Raw genomic sequence first — 16,159 nt, 5'->3', positions numbered from 1 at the left:
AACACATCCCTCGAATGTTCGCGTTCCCGCGATTACAGACGTGAGAAATCATTGAAAAGTGCAAGCCCCATTAACAGCACCAGTAAAATCGAACCGATGCGATAACTAAAGTCCTGAACTCGCTCGGACACCGGTCCACCCTTGATCTTTTCGATCGCCAGGAAGAGCAAGTGCCCACCATCTAAAACCGGCAGAGGGAACAGATTGATGATGCCCAGGTTGACGCTAATCAACGCCAGAAACATCAGGTAGTAAATCAATCCATACTCTGCTGACAATCCTGCACCCTGCGCAATCGAAATTGGCCCGCTCAGGTTGTTCAGCTTTACGTCACCGGTTATTAACTTGCCCAGCATAGAGACGGTGAGCTTCATCAGTTGCCAGGTTTTTACACTGGCCTCGCCGATAGCCGCAAACGCGCCATACTGTCTTACCGTTTTATACTCTTCTGGCAGAGGAACAATTCGTGGGATAACCCCCGCAAATCCTTCCGCTTTATTGCCAGGTTTCGCTTCCGGCGTCATCGTCAGCGCGATTGAGTCACCGCCACGATCCACCTCAAGCGCCATGCTTTTGCCCGGGTTATCCCGGACCTGGGCGACAAAAGCCTGCCACTGCGATAATGGCTGACCATCGACTTTAACGATCCTGTCGCCTGCTTGCAAACCGGCTTCACTGGCTGGCGAATTCGCCTGAACTTCGGCCAGCGTGGTTTCTATCTGCGGACCGCGCGGACGAATTCCCAATGCCACCACCGGATCCTGCTTATCAGGTTCAAACTGCCAGTGACGCAAATCCAGCTGCTTCTGTTGCGTGGCATCTTCGCCGAAACGCGCCACGGTTAAGGTGGCATTGCTGTCGCCGATTTTGCCGACCAGCGCCATACGCACAGCATCCCAGTCAGGCGTTTCGATACCATCGACAGCCTTAAGTTCCATGCCGGGCGTAATTTGCGCTTCTGCAGCCACCGAACCGTTTAAAATTTCGCCAATCACCGGACGTACGCCAGGTACGCCGTAAATAAACACAACCCAGTAAGCAAAGATGGCGAAGAGGAAGTTGGCGACAGGACCGGCCGCAATAATCGCGGCGCGCTGCCAGATAGCTTTGTTGTTGAACGCCTGATGACGCAACTCGGCCGGCACGCTCTCGACACGTTCGTCGAGCATTTTGACGTAGCCGCCGAGCGGGATCAGCGCGATAACAAATTCGGTACCGTGACGGTCGCGGCGTTGCCAGAGTGACTTACCGAAACCGATGGAGAAGCGCTCGACTTTGACGCCGCAGCGACGAGCGACCCAGAAGTGGCCGAACTCATGTACGGTAATCAACACGCCCAGCGCGACGATAAAGGCGACAAAACTCCAGAGAATACTCAACATCGTTGCCTGTCCTTAAAGGGTGCGGAACACCAGCAGCAATAAACAGGCAAACACCGGCACCGCCGCAGTCAGACTATCGATGCGATCCAGAATGCCGCCGTGACCGGGAATCAGATGACCGCTGTCTTTAATGCCCGCTTCACGTTTGAACATGCTCTCGGTCAGGTCGCCCAGCACCGAGGCCAGAGTGGCGATAATGGCGCAGATTACCAGCGTGCCTGCTGACACCGTCAGCGGGGCCAGCGAGGCGAACAGCAGCGCAATCAGCGCCGACGAGACCAGACCGCCGAGGAAACCTTCCCAGGTTTTGCCCGGTGAAACGCGCGGTGCCAGCTTGTGCTTGCCAAACATTTTGCCAAACATATACGCACCGGAATCCGCACCCCACACCAGCAACATCACGAACAGTAACCACCAGGCACCGGCGAAATGATCGGTGTCGTAATGATACTGACGCAGCGCCATCATGCCCCAGAAGAAGGGCACCAGCGTTAACACGCCAAACAGTAATCGTAGCGGACGCGAATGGCGCCAGAACGAGGCTGACGCCGGATAAGAGAGCACCAACAGCAGCGCAACGACCCACCACACCAGCGACGCCCAAAGCGATGTCGCGACCTGCGGCAGATGCACATCATGTTGATAGGGTGGCAGAGTGAACAACATCAGCGCCAGCAGCAGCCCACAGAGCACAGCCAGCCAGATGCGTTGTTGACGGGACGCCATGCCGGCCAGTTGCCCCCATTCCCAGGCAGCCAGCATGCAGATGACGATAGTTGTAATTGCAAAACCAACCGGCGGTAACCAGAACAGAGCAGCAATTACCAGCGGAATTAATATCAACGCGGTAATCAGACGAGACTTCAGCAAAGGTTACCCCCAGATTGCTCAGGCGCCGCCTGGTGCAGCGCCGCCAAAACGACGCTCCCGCAGAGAGAATGCATTCAGTGCACCTTCAAAAACGTGTTCATCGAAATCCGGCCAGAGCACATCGGTAAAATAGAATTCAGCATAGGCAATTTGCCACAGCAGGAAGTTGCTAATCCGATGCTCTCCCCCGGTCCTTATCACTAAATCCACTGGCGCCAGCTCCTGCATGCAGAGCTGCGACGTCAGGCTCTCTTCGGTAATCTGGTCAGGACGCAGTAAACCTTCCTGCACCTGTTCTGCCAGTTTTTTCACGCCTTCGATAATATCCCAACGGCCGCCATAATTAGCAGCGATGTTGAGCGTCAGGCCATCATTATTTTCAGTCAACGCCTCAGAACGGCGAATCCGCTCCTGAATACGCGGACTGAAGCGGCTGGTATCGCCAATGATGCGTAAACGGACATTGTGCTTGTGCAGGCTCTTCACTTCACTGTCGAGTGCCCAGACAAACAGCTCCATTAATGCGGTCACTTCCTGTGCCGGACGGCTCCAGTTTTCGCTACTGAAGGCGTACAGCGTCAGGGCCTCAAGTTTGTTACTGACGGCAAAGCTGACAGCGCGGCGTACCGATTTCACGCCCGCTTTATGGCCGGAAATACGCAGTTTTCCCTGATTTTTGGCCCAGCGACCATTGCCGTCCATGATGATAGCGACGTGGCGCGGACCGGTTCCCTGCTGGTCATCAGTGTTGTTGTGATTGTTAGACGACATAACGCGTACTCTATTCCTTTCATCAGAAATGCTGTGGTTTCTGAATACATTGCGCCCGATCTAAATCCCGACACGTTGTGCCAGGCTACACCGAATCCGGTGACAGACCGTGAAACGCGAGCCAGCGACTATACCATTTTCACCTGAAGCGAACAAATGGCCTCATAATGATCGGCTTCACGACGTGAAGCGCGACAACATTTCTGTCGCCAGCGCGCGTGCAGTGCGATCGATTTCGAGGACAGCGTCCACCGAATCCGGTTCCGGACACGCCTGCGCCGCCAGCACAGCGCTGTTCAGCGCGGCGATGTCGGTAAAGCGAATCTGGTGATTCAGGAAAGCCGCAACGGCAACCTCGTTGGCAGCATTGAGCGTGGTGGTCGCCGCCTGCCCTGCTTCGCAAGCATCAATCGCCAGCTTCAGACAGGGATAGCGACCAAAATCGGGTTCTGCAAACGTCAGCGCCGACATGCGGGTGAAATCCAGCGGCGTTACGCCAGCGTGAATACGCGCCGGCCAGGCCATGCTGTGGGCAATCGGCGTACGCATATCAGGAGAACCCAATTGAGCCAGCACGCTGCCATCGCAGTATCGCACCATGGAGTGAATCACCGATTGTGGGTGCAGTATCACTTCCATCTGCGCTGCGCTGGCATTAAACAGCCAACGGGCTTCAATGTACTCAAGACCTTTATTCATCATGGTGGCCGAATCAACGGAGATTTTTCGTCCCATTGACCAGTTCGGATGTGCACAGGCCTGATCCGGCGACATGGCGCTGAGATCCGCTAAATCTGTGTCACGAAAAGGACCACCTGATCCCGTAAGGATAATCGACTCGATGCCGTTATCCCGCAGGTCAGCGTAACCTAACTGATGCTGGATGGTAGCCGGTAAACTCTGAAAAATGGCGTTATGCTCACTGTCGACCGGCAGTAAACGGGCATTATGATGACGCACCGCCTCCATAAACAAACGGCCGCAGGTGACAAGCGATTCTTTATTCGCCAGCAGCACGATTTTGCCAGCGCGGATCGCCGCCAGCGTCGGCAGCAAACCTGACGCGCCGACTATCGCCGCCATCACCTGATCAACCTCATCCAGCGCCGCCAGCTCGCAGGCTGCCTGAACGCCGGAGAGCACTTCAGTGTTTACCTTGAGTGCTCTCAGTCGCTCACGCAGGGCGGCGGCGGACGCATCATCGGCCATTGCGGCATAGCGCGGCTGGAAAGTGGCACACTGTTCGGCCATCAGCGCCACGTTGTGGCCGGCAACCAGCGCGGTGACCTGATAAAGCTCGGGATTGGCGCGAACCACCGCCAGGGTACTGGTGCCGATTGACCCGGTTGAGCCCAGCAGAGTTAATCGCTTCATGATGCTATCCATGTGAAGTCAACAGACGTGCCCGCAGACACAATGTAAAACGCCGCCAGATGTCGCATTCATACGAATACCTCTCTGTACGGCGTTTTTTCCGGCAGTGATGGGATTAGAAATCCATCAGCTCCGTCTCTTTTTCTGACAGTGCAGCATCAACTTTCTTGATGTGTGCATCGGTCATTTTCTGAATTTCATCCTGCGCACGACGTTCGTCGTCTTCGCTGATCTCTTTATCTTTCAGCAGCGCTTTGATTTTATCGTTGGCATCGCGACGGACGTTACGTACCGACACGCGGCCCTGCTCGGCTTCGCCGCGCACGATTTTGATCAGATCTTTACGACGCTCTTCCGTCAGCGCAGGCAGCGGAACACGAATATCCGTACCGGCTGAACTTGGGTTCAGACCCAGATCGGACGTCATGATCGCCTTTTCGACTGCCGGACCGAGTGAGCGATCAAACACGTTGATTTTCAGCGTGCGTGAATCTTCCACGGTAACGGAAGCAAGCTGACGCAGTGGCGTTGGCGTGCCGTAATATTCGACGACGATGCCGTCGAGCAGCGAAGGTGAAGCACGACCGGTGCGCACTTTGCTGATGGTGGTTTTGAATGCTTCGACGCATTTATCCATGCGCGTATCAGCATCTTTTTTGATGTCGTTAATCACGTTGAAACCCTTGGATTCGGTTTGACCTGGCCAGTTCCGGCATAACCGGAAGCGGGATCGATAATCATCGATAATCCTGACTGGTGCGCGATGCGTTATCATCGCGCTGACAGAATATACCTTATTTTATCTCGCCTCGGGTATTAATGCGTAATCAGGGTGCCTTCTTTTTCACCCATGACTACACGACGCAGTGCGCCAGGCTTATTCATGTTGAACACGCGGATCGGCAGTTTGTGGTCACGCGCCAGGGTAAAGGCCGCGAGATCCATCACTTTCAGCTCCTGATCCAGCACTTCGGCGTAGGTCAGTTGTTCATACAGCGTCGCGTCCGGGGTTTTCACCGGATCGGCAGAATAGACGCCATCAACCTTGGTCGCTTTCAGTACCACGTCGGCTTCAATCTCAATGCCGCGCAGACAGGCAGCAGAGTCAGTGGTGAAGAACGGGTTACCGGTACCGGCGGAGAAAATCACCACGCGGTTATTGCGCAGCAGGCTAATCGCTTCCGCCCAGCTGTAGTTGTCACAGACGCCATTCAGTGGAATCGCCGACATCAGGCGCGCGTTCACATAGGCGCGGTGCAGTGCGTCACGCATTGCCAGACCGTTCATCACGGTTGCCAGCATCCCCATGTGGTCGCCCACTACGCGGTTCATTCCCGCCTGCGCCAGGCCTGCGCCACGGAACAGGTTCCCCCCGCCAATCACAACGCCAACCTGGATGCCCAATTCAACCAGTTCTTTTACCTCTTGTGCCATACGGTCAAGCACACTCGCGTCGATACCAAAACCTTCAGCGCCTTGCAGTGCTTCGCCGCTCAGTTTTAGCAGGATACGTTGATAAACAGGTTTTGCGTTGGTCGCCATGGTCAGTTCTTCCTGGAAGATAGGGTGATAAGGAGAAGTAAAATCTGATCGATCATCCGCTTACCGCAATGAAATTGCTATTGGGATGAAACTGAAAACGTGTCTGTTGCGGTTCACAGACAAAAAAGAACCGCCTTCTGGCGGTTCTTTCAGAGCATTAAGACTGTTTGGACATGGCTGCAACTTCTGCAGCAAAGTCAGACTCAACTTTCTCGATGCCTTCACCCACTTCGAAGCGGATGAAATTGATGACGTCAGCGCCCTGCTCTTTCAGCGCCTGGCCAACGGTTTTGCTTGGGTCGATAACGAAAGCCTGACCGGTCAGAGAGACTTCACCGGTGAATTTCTTCATACGGCCTTCAACCATCTTCTCGGCAATTTCTTTCGGCTTGCCAGACTGCATCGCGATGTCCAGCTGAACCTGGTACTCTTTCTCTACCACGTCTGCAGACACGTCTTCTGGCTTAACGAATTCAGGCTTGCTCGCCGCAACGTGCATCGCGATCTGTTTGATCAGATCTTCGCTTGCGCCGGTGGTTGAAACCAGAACGCCGATACGTGCGCCGTGCAGGTAGCTGCCCAGCTCTGCGCCTTCCAGGATAGCAACGCGACGGATGTTGATGTTCTCACCGATTTTAGCAACCAGCGCAACGCGCTCTTCTTCGAACTGCGCTTTCAGTACTTCAACGTCAGTGATGCGATCCGCTGCAGCTGCATCCAGAACTTTGTCTGCGAATGCCTGGAAACCACCATCTTTTGCGACGAAGTCAGTCTGGCAGTTCACTTCCAGAATCACACCGTAGTCACCAACGATTTTGGTTTTGATTACGCCATCAGCAGCAACGTTGCCTGCTTTTTTCGCTGCTTTGATTGCGCCAGACTTACGCATGTTCTCAATCGCCAGCTCAATGTCGCCGTTCGCTTCAGTCAGCGCTTTTTTGCAGTCCATCATGCCCGCGCCAGTACGTTCGCGCAGTTCTTTTACCAATGCAGCGGTAATGTCAGCCATTCCAGAATCCTCGGTTCGTGCCTGTGTACGTTTGCACCAGCAGACACTTATTTGCGGAAAATTTACTCTGTCCCGCCGTCCGGTTGGGGGCGTGACAGACTTAGATAAAATAAAGGGGCCAGTATAGGCCCCTTACAGATCACATCTGAATGCTAAGGGCTCTTATGCAGAGCAAACCTTATTAAGCGTTTTCTAAAGACGCTTCTTCAGCTTGCTCAGCCAGGTCCTGAGAGCGGCCTTCGCGAACGGTGGTCGCAACGGCAGTCAGGTACAGGTTTACAGCACGGATCGCATCGTCGTTACCTGGGATAACGAAATCAACGCCATCTGGATCTGAGTTGGTATCAACGATAGCAAATACCGGGATACCCAGGTTGTTTGCTTCTTTGATTGCGATGTGTTCGTGGTCAGCATCGACAACAAACAGTGCGTCTGGCAGACCGCCCATATCTTTGATACCGCCCAGGCTGTTTTCCAGCTTGGCCAGCTCACGCGCACGCATCAGCGCTTCTTTTTTGGTCAGTTTGTCGAAAGTACCATCCTGAGACTGAGTCTCCAGATCTTTCAGACGCTTGATTGACTGACGCACGGTTTTCCAGTTAGTCAGCATGCCACCCAACCAGCGGTGGTTTACGAAGAACTGGTCGCAGCTCAGTGCAGACTCTTTTACCGCTTCAGCAGCAGCGCGCTTAGTACCTACGATCAGGATCTTACCTTTACGGGAAGCGATCTTGTTCAGTTCAGCCAGAGCTTCGTTGAACATAGGGACAGTTTTTTCCAGGTTGATGATGTGAACCTTGTTACGGGCACCAAAGATGAATGGCTTCATTTTTGGGTTCCAGTAACGGGTCTGGTGACCGAAGTGAACACCAGCCTGGAGCATGTCGCGCATGGAAACAGTTGCCATGATAACCTCTAAAGTTTGATTGGGGTTGGGCCTCCATGTATCCCATACGACCGACCTTTTTCAAGGCACCCCGGCGTATGTGTCGATACATGTGTGTTTTATTACACATAATGAGAGTTATGCGTTTCCTGCTGACCGAAACGGCCATACAGAGAATCGTCGGCGCGCTTTATACCACAATCAGCCCAGTGACGCCAATAAATGATCGCTGACCGCGGCCAGCGTGTTCTCTATTTGGCAGCCCATTTGCTGACTGCTAACATGACAGCACAGAGTTCATTATTGTCGAAAATTTCGACAAATGCGGATTAATTTAATGGCAATTTCAATTAAAACCCCTGAAGAAATCGAAAAAATGCGCGTCGCTGGCCGTCTGGCTGCCGAGGTGCTGGAGATGATCGAGCCACACGTTCAGCCGGGCGTGACTACCGGTGAATTGGATCGCATCTGCCATGACTACATCACGCAGCATCAGCAGGCGATTTCTGCCTGTCTGGGCTATCACGGCTTTCCGAAATCGGTCTGCATTTCGGTCAATGAAGTCGTTTGTCACGGTATTCCCAGCGATGACCGCCAGCTAAAAGACGGCGACATCATCAATATTGATGTCACCGTAATTAAAGATAGCTATCACGGCGATACCTCTAAGATGTTTATCGTCGGCAAGCCGACCATCCAGGGCGAACGTCTGTGCCGCGTCACTCAGGAGAGCCTCTATCTCTCATTGCGTCTGATCAAGCCCGGTATCCGCCTGCGTGAGCTGGGCCGGGCGATTCAGAAATATGTCGAAGCGAATGACTTCTCGGTGGTACGTGAGTATTGCGGCCACGGCATCGGCAAGGGCTTCCATGAAGAGCCACAGGTGCTGCATTATGATGCCGACGATGGCGGCGTGGTGCTGCAGGCGGGCATGACATTTACCGTGGAACCGATGGTGAATGCGGGCGATTACCGCATCCGCACCATGAAAGATGGCTGGACGGTAAAAACCAAAGATCGCAGCTTGTCCGCGCAGTATGAGCATACTATTGTGGTGACGGAAAACGGCTGTGAGATCTTAACCCTGCGCAAAGATGACACCCTGCCTGCGGTGCTGGTTGCTGAAGGGTAATTCCCCCACTACAGAATCAAGCCGGCGCTAAGCCGGTTTTTTTTTGGCTGAAGAAGAGAAGAGCTGCATGAGCGTGAGCCTGTCGGAAGAGGTACAAAACGGTCTGATCGATTCCCCGGCCGAATGGGATGACGATCAGCTCACCCGCGACATTCTGAAACAGCGGCTGGAGCAGTTTCAGCACCATCTGTCTGCCGCTTTCGACGCCGGTGAAGCCGTCGAGCCGCTGATTGATGCCCGCACGCTGTTTATCGATCGCCTGCTGCGTCGTCTGTGGCGCTTTTTCGGCTTTGATCAGATGAGCGCCATCGCGCTGGTGGCCGTTGGCGGCTATGGCCGTGCCGAGCTGCATCCGCTCTCAGACATAGACGTGCTGATCCTCAGCCGTCAGCCGCTGGATGAACAGGCTGCACAGCGCACCAGCGAACTGCTGACCCTGATGTGGGACCTGAAGCTGGAGGTTGGCCACAGCGTGCGCACGCTGGAGGAGTGTCTGCTGGAGGGCTTATCGGATCTGACGGTAGCCACCAATCTGATTGAATCGCGGATGCTGACCGGTGACGTGGCGCTGTTCCTTGAACTGCAAAAAAACGTCTTCAGCGACGGCTTCTGGCCTTCATCGTGCTTTTTCGCCGCCAAAATTGAAGAGCAGCAGGAGCGTCATAAGCGCTATCACGGTACCAGCTACAACCTTGAGCCAGACATCAAAAGCAGCCCCGGCGGCCTGCGCGATATTCATACCCTGCAATGGGTGGCGCGCCGCCACTTTGGCGCCACCACTCTGGATGAGATGGTCGGCTTCGGTTTCCTCACTGAAGTGGAGCGCAGCGAGCTGAATGAGTGTCAGGAATTTCTCTGGCGGATCCGTTTCGCATTGCATCTTTCGCTGCCCCGCTACGACAACCGTCTGCTGTTTGATCGCCAGCTCAGCGTGGCGCAACGTCTTAATTATCAGGGCGAAGGCAACGAGCCGGTCGAGCGGATGATGAAAGACTTTTACCGGGTGACGCGCCGGATTGGCGAGCTGAACCAGATGCTGCTGCAGCTGTTCGATGAAGCGATTCTGGCGTTGTCCACCAGCGAAAAACCCTGCCCGATCGACGATGACTTTCAGCTACGCGGCGACCTGATTGACCTGCGCGATGAAACGCTGTTTGAGCGTGAGCCGCAGGCAATTCTGCGCATGTTCTACGTCATGGTGCGTAACGACAGCATCAAAGGCATCTACTCCACCACCCTGCGCCATCTGCGTCATGCGCGCCGCCATCTGAAGCAGCCGCTGTGTCAGATTCCGGAAGCGCGCCGCACCTTTATGTCTATTCTGCGTCATCCTGGCGCCGTCAGCCGGGCGCTGGTGCCGATGCACCGTCACAGCGTGCTGTGGGCTTACACCCCGCTGTGGGGCCATATTGTCGGCCAGATGCAGTTTGATCTGTTCCACGCCTACACCGTTGATGAGCACACCATTCGCGTATTGCAGAAGCTGGAAAGCTTCGCCAGCGAAGCCACCCGCTCGCAGCATCCGCTGTGCGTTGAACTCTGGCCGCGCCTGCCGCAGCAGGAGCTGTTGCTGATGGCCGCGCTGCTGCACGATATCGCCAAAGGGCGCGGCGGCGATCACTCGATTCTCGGCGCACAGGACGCACTCGACTTCGCTGAAATGCACGGCCTGAACTCGCGTGAAACGCAGCTGGTTGCCTGGCTGGTGCGCCATCATCTGCTGATGTCGGTCACCGCGCAGCGCCGCGATATTCAGGACCCGACGGTGATCCAGCAGTTCGCCGAGGTGATGCAGAATGAAAATCGCCTGCGCTATCTGGTCTGCCTCACCGTAGCGGATATCTGCGCCACCAACGAAAGCCTGTGGAACAGCTGGAAGCAGAGCCTGTTGCGCGAACTGTTTTTCGCCACCGAGAAACAGCTGCGACGCGGCATGGAGAACAGCCCGGACCTGCGTGAGCGGGTGCGTCACCATCGTCTGCAGGCGCTGGCGCTATTGCGGATGGACAATATTGATGAAGAGCGGCTGCATCAGATCTGGAACCGCTGCCGCGCCGATTATTTCCTGCGGCATACGCCGAATCAGATCGCCTGGCATGCCCGCCATCTGATGGGCCACGATCTGAAAAAACCGCTGGTGCTGGTCAGCCCGCAGGCCACGCGCGGCGGCACTGAAATCTTTATCTGGAGTCCGGATCGGCCGCACCTGTTTGCCGCAGTGGCTGGCGAACTGGATCGCCGTAATCTCAGCGTGCACGATGCGCAAATCTTTACCAGCCGCGACGGCATGGCGATGGATACGTTTATCGTGCTGGAGCCCGACGGCAGCCCGCTGGCACCGGATCGCCATCCGATGATTATTCAGGCGCTGGAGCAGGCGATTACCCAGTCAGACTGGGTGCCGCCGCGAACCCGTCGTCCGTCGGCCAGGCTGAAGCACTTCAGCGTCGATACCGAAGTCAATTTTCTGCCAACCCATACCGATCGCCGCAGCTACCTCGAGCTGGTGGCCCTTGATCAGCCCGGCCTGCTGGCGCGGGTGGGCGAAGTGTTTGCCGATCTCGGCGTCTCGCTGCACGGCGCGCGCATCAGCACCATCGGTGAACGGGTCGAGGATTTGTTTATTCTCGCCAACAGTGAGCGTCAGGCGCTGGATGAAGAAATGCGTAAAGCGTTGCAACAACGGTTGACAGAAGCCCTTAATCCAAACGATAAAGTGTGACCAAAGTCGATTTGTGAACCTTAAACTTTTTACTCGTGTCGGGTGATTATCCGGCACTGCACATGACAGATCAGGAAAAAAATATGCAACAGTTACAGAGCGTTATTGAATCCGCCTTCGAACGTCGTGCTGATATCACCCCAGCCAGCGTTGACAGTGAAACCCGTGATGCCATCAACCAGGTTATCTCTCTGCTGGACAGCGGTGCACTGCGCGTTTCCGAAAAGATCGACGGCGAGTGGGTAACGCATCAGTGGCTGAAGAAAGCGGTACTGCTCTCTTTCCGCATCAACGACAACCAGGTGATGGAAGGTGCTGAAACCCGTTTTTATGACAAAGTGCCGATGAAATTTGCTGGCTGGGATGAAGCGCGTTTCAAAGAGGCCGGTTTCCGTGTGGTTCCGCCAGCGGCTGTGCGTCAGGGTGCCTATATCGCCCGCAACACGGTGCTGATGCCCTCTTACGTTAACATTGGCGCATTCGTGGATGAAGGCACCATGGTGGATACTTGGGCAACCGTTGGCTCCTGTGCGCAGATTGGTAAAAACGTTCACCTCTCCGGCGGCGTAGGCATCGGCGGCGTGCTGGAACCGCTGCAGGCCAACCCGACCATCATCGAAGATAACTGCTTCATTGGCGCACGCTCTGAAATCGTCGAAGGCGTGATTGTTGAAGAAGGCTCAGTGATCTCAATGGGCGTTTACATCGGTCAGAGCACCAAAATCTATGACCGTGAGACCGGCGAAGTGCATTACGGCCGCGTGCCAGCCGGTTCCGTAGTGGTCTCAGGTAACCTGCCGTCTAAAGATGGCAGCTACAGCCTCTACTGTGCGGTGATCGTGAAGAAAGTCGATGCGAAAACGCTCGGCAAAACAGGTATCAACGAACTGCTGCGCACCATCGACTGATTTAAGTGACGGGCTGGAAACCGGCCCGTCATCTTTTCTTTACACTTCCCCGCCAACATCCTGTTTTGCGCCGCGAATTAACTGGTGCGTTTATTTTTTATTCAGGTCATAATCCGCGCCAGTTAAATCCCGTCGCGCAATGTTCATCCTGCTTATTTATGTCTACAGTTGTCAGACGTCATGAACAAGACTGCGCGCTTCTCACCTTTTGATGGAAACAACGCTATGTATGACAATCTGAAAAGCTTAGGTATCAGTAATCCGGATGATATTGATCGTTACAGCCTGCGTCAGGAAGCCAATAACGATATTCTGAAGATCTACTTCCGCAAAGATAAAGGCGAGTTTTTCGCGAAAAGCGTGAAATTCAAATACCCGCGTCAGCGTAAAACAGTGGTGGCCGATCACGCTACCCAGGGCTACAAAGAAGTACAGGAAATCAGCCCGAATCTGCGTTACGTGATTGACGAGCTGGACCAGATTTGCCAGCGCGACCAGGTTGAAGTGGATCTGAAACGTAAAATTCTTGATGACCTGCGCCATCTGGAAAGCGTAGTGTCACACAAAATTACCGAAATCGAATCTGACCTCGAAAAACTGACCCGCAACGGTCGTTAATCGGCTGTCAGTGACGAAAAAGGCCAGCTCTGCTGGCCTTTTTTATGTCGGCATTACCGCCCCGCTCATCCCTGCTCATCCAGCTGCAGCGCCACATAGAGCAGCAGCCGATCGTCAAAGTGCCCGAGATTCAGCCCGGTTAACTCCGAAATCCGGTTCAGCCGATACTCCAGCGTATTACGGTGAATAAACAGCGCACGCGCAGTCGCGCTCGGCTGCACATTATGGGTGAACCAGGCGATCAGCGTTCGCCGCAGCAAACCGTTGTTATCCATACTCTTGAGTTTCGCCAGTGGCCGCGCCAGTTCATTGGCCTGCCAGCCGCCACGCAGACTGTCGAGCAGTACCGGCAGCACCAGATCCTGATAAAAATAGCTGCGCACCTCGGGCATACGCTGTTTGCCAACCATCATGGTGGTGCGGGCGGTACGATAGGAACGCGCAATACTGCCGGGGCCGGTGGAAAAGTTTCCCAGCGCAATCCGCATCCGCAGATGGCCGCTCTCTTTCATTCGCTGTAATAACTGCTCGACCCGCCGACGATGATCCTCCTGATCGTAACGGCCGTGCCCATTCAGCGCCGGCTTCAGCACCACCATTTCGGTCAGCGAAACAATGGCGATCAGGTTGTCGCGCTCCGGCGTGATCAGCAACGTTTGCAGCTGCTGCAACTCTGACATTGCGCTATCGACGCCCAGCTGGCCGCTATCGACCTCAACCACGGCCACCACGCGCGGCTGATTAAGATCGATGCCGAGCCGCTGCGCCCATTCGGTCAGCTGCGGCGACAGGGTATCGCTGCGAATCAGATTCAGCACCAGCTCTTCGCGCAGACGGCTGTCCTGCGCCAGCATATGCAGCAGTCGCGCCTGCTCCAGCATCATCTCCGCCGTCATACAGACCAGCTCACCATAATGCCGCAGCGCCAGCGGCTCACCGGTCAGGCCGATGACCCCGACAATATCGCCGTCTATCCGCAGCGGCAGATTAATGCCGGGCCGCACCCCGTGCAGATGTTTCGCCACCGCTTCATCAATGTCCACTACCCGCCCCTGAGAGAGCACCAGCAGCGCGCCTTCGTGCAATTCCCCAATGCGCTCGCGATCGCCGCTGCCAATAATCCGGCCGCGCGCATCCATCACGTTGACATTGCTGTCAATAATTTTCATGGTGCGCGCCACGATATCCTGCGCCAGCCGGGCATCAAGATGATAGGTAGCCATCCATTACTCCTGAAAAAGAGGGGGAGAGATAGAATACGCATGCAAGGCGGCCAGAACATTGTGCAACTGCACAGAGCCAGGTGGGCATTTAGTGAATTTGCGGTCAGCATCACACTCTGACCGGCACGAATTGAGGCAATAAAAAAGGCGGACCGAAGTCCGCCTGATAGCAATGCCTTGCCGCTTACTGCATCAGCAGGTAGATGCTGCTGTCGCCGCGCTTGACGTTCAGCGCCAGCACCGACGGTTTGGAATCAAGGATTTTACGCAGTTCGCCCAGGTTGGTCACCGGCTGCTGGTTCACGCCCTGAATCACGTCGCCTTTTTTCAGGCCGATACGAGCGGCAGCGCTGCCCGCTTTGACGTTATCCACGCGAACCCCTTTATCGCCAGCGTCGCTATTGCTGAGATCGGCCCCTTCAATGCCGGTGTAGATGGTGGCCGACTGGACTTTCGCCTGGCTGCTCTGCTGCAGCTGAACCGACACATCCAGCGGTTTGCCATCACGCAGCAGACCCAGTTTCAGGGTGGTGCCAATCGGCAATGAACCGACTTCAGCACGCAGCGCAGCAAAGCTGGTCAGCGGTTTGCCGTTCATCGACACCACCACATCGCCCGCTTTGATACCGGCTTTCGCCGCCGCCGAACCTGGCAGTACCTGGCTGACAAAGGCTCCGCGCTGTGCATCGACCTTCATCGCTTTCGCCAGCTCAGAGTTAAGCTCGGTGCCCATCACACCCAGTTCACCGCGTTTAACCTGACCAAACTCCACCATCTGCGCCGTCAGGTTTTTCACCATGTTGCTCGGGATAGCAAAGCCGATACCGATGTTGCCGCCATCCGGTGCCAGAATCGCGGTGTTGATGCCGATCAGTTCACCGTTAAGGTTAACCAGCGCGCCACCGGAGTTACCGCGGTTAATCGCCGCGTCCGTCTGGATAAAGTTCTCGTAGTTTTCCACATTCAGGCCGCTACGACCCAGCGCGGAGACGATACCTGAAGTGACTGTTTCACCCAGGCCATACGGGTTACCGATCGCCACGGTGTAGTCACCGACCCGCAGATTGTCAGAGTCGGCCAGTTTCACCGCCGTGAGGTTTTTAGCGTCCTGCAGCTGGATCAACGCAATGTCGGAGCTGGGATCTTTACCGATCACTTTGGCGTCATAGCGGCGGCCATCGCTCAGCTGGACCTGAATTTTAGTGGCGTTATTCACTACGTGGTTGTTGGTCACCACATAGCCTTTTTCAGCATTGATCACCACGCCCGATCCCAGCGCACGGAATTTTTCCTGCTGGGTATTTGGTGCCGGCGCGCCGCCAGCAGAGCCGTCGCCGCTCTGGCACATCGGTGAACTCTGGAACGGCGAGCCATCCTGACAGAAAGGCGAGTTATCACCAAAGAATTGCTGGAACTGCTGCGGCATACGCGGCGTTTTCACCGTGGTGGTGCCTTCAACGCTGATACTGACCACTGACGGCATCACCTTCTCCAGCATCGGTGCCAGGCTCGGCAGTTGCTGACTATCAGAAGAGGCGGTTTGCGCAGCGGAAACCGTGACGGGCGCCAGGGCCATACTCAGGCTCAGGGCCAGCGCACTTAACATTAAACTCTTTTTTTTCATTTTTGGTTTCTCTTGAGGATAACTGTTCAGACCATTGCTGTGGTCGGTGTTGAGATAAATGTTTTAGCGCGAAGTTCCTTTTAAAGTTTCAAGCAAAG

General features: G+C 55.1%; 14 protein-coding genes. 4 read left to right on the top strand and 10 right to left on the bottom strand.

Going from position 1 to position 16,159, the window contains the following annotated elements; translation table 11 throughout:
* Positions 1–32 precede the first annotated feature (32 nt).
* The 8 genes from rseP to rpsB all read right to left on the bottom strand — a co-directional run bounded on the left by rseP (position 33) and on the right by rpsB (position 7,855).
* Complete coding sequence (gene rseP / locus FHW04_RS08260; RefSeq protein WP_089561400.1) at positions 33–1,382, bottom strand: sigma E protease regulator RseP; 1,350 nt, start codon at positions 1,380–1,382, stop codon at positions 33–35.
* A gap of 12 nt (positions 1,383–1,394) precedes the next feature.
* Positions 1,395–2,252 (bottom strand): phosphatidate cytidylyltransferase, encoded by an 858-nt coding sequence (gene cdsA / locus FHW04_RS08255; RefSeq protein WP_031375282.1) that lies wholly within the window; start codon positions 2,250–2,252, stop codon positions 1,395–1,397.
* 18 nt (positions 2,253–2,270) lie between these two features.
* On the bottom strand, positions 2,271–3,023 hold the full coding sequence (gene ispU / locus FHW04_RS08250) for a (2E,6E)-farnesyl-diphosphate-specific ditrans,polycis-undecaprenyl-diphosphate synthase (RefSeq protein WP_031375281.1): 753 nt from the start codon (positions 3,021–3,023) through the stop codon (positions 2,271–2,273).
* Between the two features lie 177 nt (positions 3,024–3,200).
* Positions 3,201–4,397 carry a 1-deoxy-D-xylulose-5-phosphate reductoisomerase gene (ispC, locus tag FHW04_RS08245; RefSeq protein ID WP_089561399.1) on the bottom strand — a complete coding sequence of 399 codons (1,197 nt, stop codon included), beginning with the start codon at positions 4,395–4,397 and terminating at the stop codon, positions 3,201–3,203.
* Between the two features lie 115 nt (positions 4,398–4,512).
* On the bottom strand, positions 4,513–5,070 hold the full coding sequence (gene frr / locus FHW04_RS08240; protein WP_031375279.1) for a ribosome recycling factor: 558 nt from the start codon (positions 5,068–5,070) through the stop codon (positions 4,513–4,515).
* Positions 5,071–5,213: 143 nt separating this feature from the next.
* Positions 5,214–5,939: a UMP kinase gene (gene pyrH / locus FHW04_RS08235; RefSeq protein WP_031375278.1), complete on the bottom strand. Its 726-nt coding sequence runs from the start codon at positions 5,937–5,939 to the stop codon at positions 5,214–5,216.
* A 157-nt stretch (positions 5,940–6,096) separates the two neighbouring features.
* Entirely contained in the window at positions 6,097–6,948 is an 852-nt protein-coding gene (gene tsf / locus FHW04_RS08230; RefSeq protein ID WP_031375277.1) for a translation elongation factor Ts, read from the bottom strand.
* A 181-nt stretch (positions 6,949–7,129) separates the two neighbouring features.
* Positions 7,130–7,855, bottom strand: a complete 726-nt coding sequence (rpsB, locus tag FHW04_RS08225) for a 30S ribosomal protein S2 (RefSeq protein ID WP_031375276.1) — start codon at positions 7,853–7,855, stop codon at positions 7,130–7,132.
* 316 nt (positions 7,856–8,171) lie between these two features.
* Here rpsB and map point away from each other — a divergent pair, with 316 nt between their 5' ends.
* From map to FHW04_RS08205, 4 genes are all read left to right on the top strand, one after another.
* Positions 8,172–8,966: a type I methionyl aminopeptidase gene (map, locus tag FHW04_RS08220; protein WP_031375275.1), complete on the top strand. Its 795-nt coding sequence runs from the start codon at positions 8,172–8,174 to the stop codon at positions 8,964–8,966.
* A 67-nt stretch (positions 8,967–9,033) separates the two neighbouring features.
* Entirely contained in the window at positions 9,034–11,688 is a 2,655-nt protein-coding gene (glnD, locus tag FHW04_RS08215) for a bifunctional uridylyltransferase/uridylyl-removing protein GlnD (RefSeq protein ID WP_089561398.1), read from the top strand.
* Positions 11,689–11,771: 83 nt separating this feature from the next.
* Entirely contained in the window at positions 11,772–12,596 is an 825-nt protein-coding gene (gene dapD / locus FHW04_RS08210) for a 2,3,4,5-tetrahydropyridine-2,6-dicarboxylate N-succinyltransferase (RefSeq protein ID WP_031375273.1), read from the top strand.
* Between the two features lie 225 nt (positions 12,597–12,821).
* Positions 12,822–13,214 carry a DUF3461 family protein gene (locus FHW04_RS08205; protein ID WP_010254085.1) on the top strand — a complete coding sequence of 131 codons (393 nt, stop codon included), beginning with the start codon at positions 12,822–12,824 and terminating at the stop codon, positions 13,212–13,214.
* Positions 13,215–13,279: 65 nt separating this feature from the next.
* Here FHW04_RS08205 and FHW04_RS08200 read toward each other — a convergent pair whose 3' ends face one another.
* Together FHW04_RS08200 and degP are read right to left on the bottom strand one after the other, a co-directional pair.
* Entirely contained in the window at positions 13,280–14,437 is a 1,158-nt protein-coding gene (locus FHW04_RS08200; RefSeq protein WP_089561397.1) for a CdaR family transcriptional regulator, read from the bottom strand.
* 184 nt (positions 14,438–14,621) lie between these two features.
* Positions 14,622–16,061, bottom strand: a complete 1,440-nt coding sequence (gene degP, locus FHW04_RS08195; protein ID WP_031375271.1) for a serine endoprotease DegP — start codon at positions 16,059–16,061, stop codon at positions 14,622–14,624.
* Positions 16,062–16,159 lie beyond the last annotated feature (98 nt).

Origin of the sequence: Pantoea sp. AN62 (genome assembly GCF_050432985.1) — a bacterium.
GTDB lineage: Bacteria > Pseudomonadota > Gammaproteobacteria > Enterobacterales > Enterobacteriaceae > Pantoea > Pantoea brenneri.
Note: the sequence above shows the minus strand (reverse complement) of the source record. Positions and strands in the feature narration are given on the sequence as shown.

Coding starts and splice junctions, on each gene's coding strand:
- rseP (WP_089561400.1), bottom strand. CDS start 1,382: ATGTTGAGTATTCTCTGGAGTTTTGTCGCCTTTATCGTCGCGCTGGGC.
- ispU (WP_031375281.1), bottom strand. CDS start 3,023: ATGTCGTCTAACAATCACAACAACACTGATGACCAGCAGGGAACCGGT.
- FHW04_RS08200 (WP_089561397.1), bottom strand. CDS start 14,437: ATGGCTACCTATCATCTTGATGCCCGGCTGGCGCAGGATATCGTGGCG.
- rpsB (WP_031375276.1), bottom strand. CDS start 7,855: ATGGCAACTGTTTCCATGCGCGACATGCTCCAGGCTGGTGTTCACTTC.
- tsf (WP_031375277.1), bottom strand. CDS start 6,948: ATGGCTGACATTACCGCTGCATTGGTAAAAGAACTGCGCGAACGTACT.
- pyrH (WP_031375278.1), bottom strand. CDS start 5,939: ATGGCGACCAACGCAAAACCTGTTTATCAACGTATCCTGCTAAAACTG.
- dapD (WP_031375273.1), top strand. CDS start 11,772: ATGCAACAGTTACAGAGCGTTATTGAATCCGCCTTCGAACGTCGTGCT.
- degP (WP_031375271.1), bottom strand. CDS start 16,061: ATGAAAAAAAAGAGTTTAATGTTAAGTGCGCTGGCCCTGAGCCTGAGT.
- ispC (WP_089561399.1), bottom strand. CDS start 4,397: ATGAAGCGATTAACTCTGCTGGGCTCAACCGGGTCAATCGGCACCAGT.
- map (WP_031375275.1), top strand. CDS start 8,172: ATGGCAATTTCAATTAAAACCCCTGAAGAAATCGAAAAAATGCGCGTC.
- glnD (WP_089561398.1), top strand. CDS start 9,034: ATGAGCGTGAGCCTGTCGGAAGAGGTACAAAACGGTCTGATCGATTCC.
- FHW04_RS08205 (WP_010254085.1), top strand. CDS start 12,822: ATGTATGACAATCTGAAAAGCTTAGGTATCAGTAATCCGGATGATATT.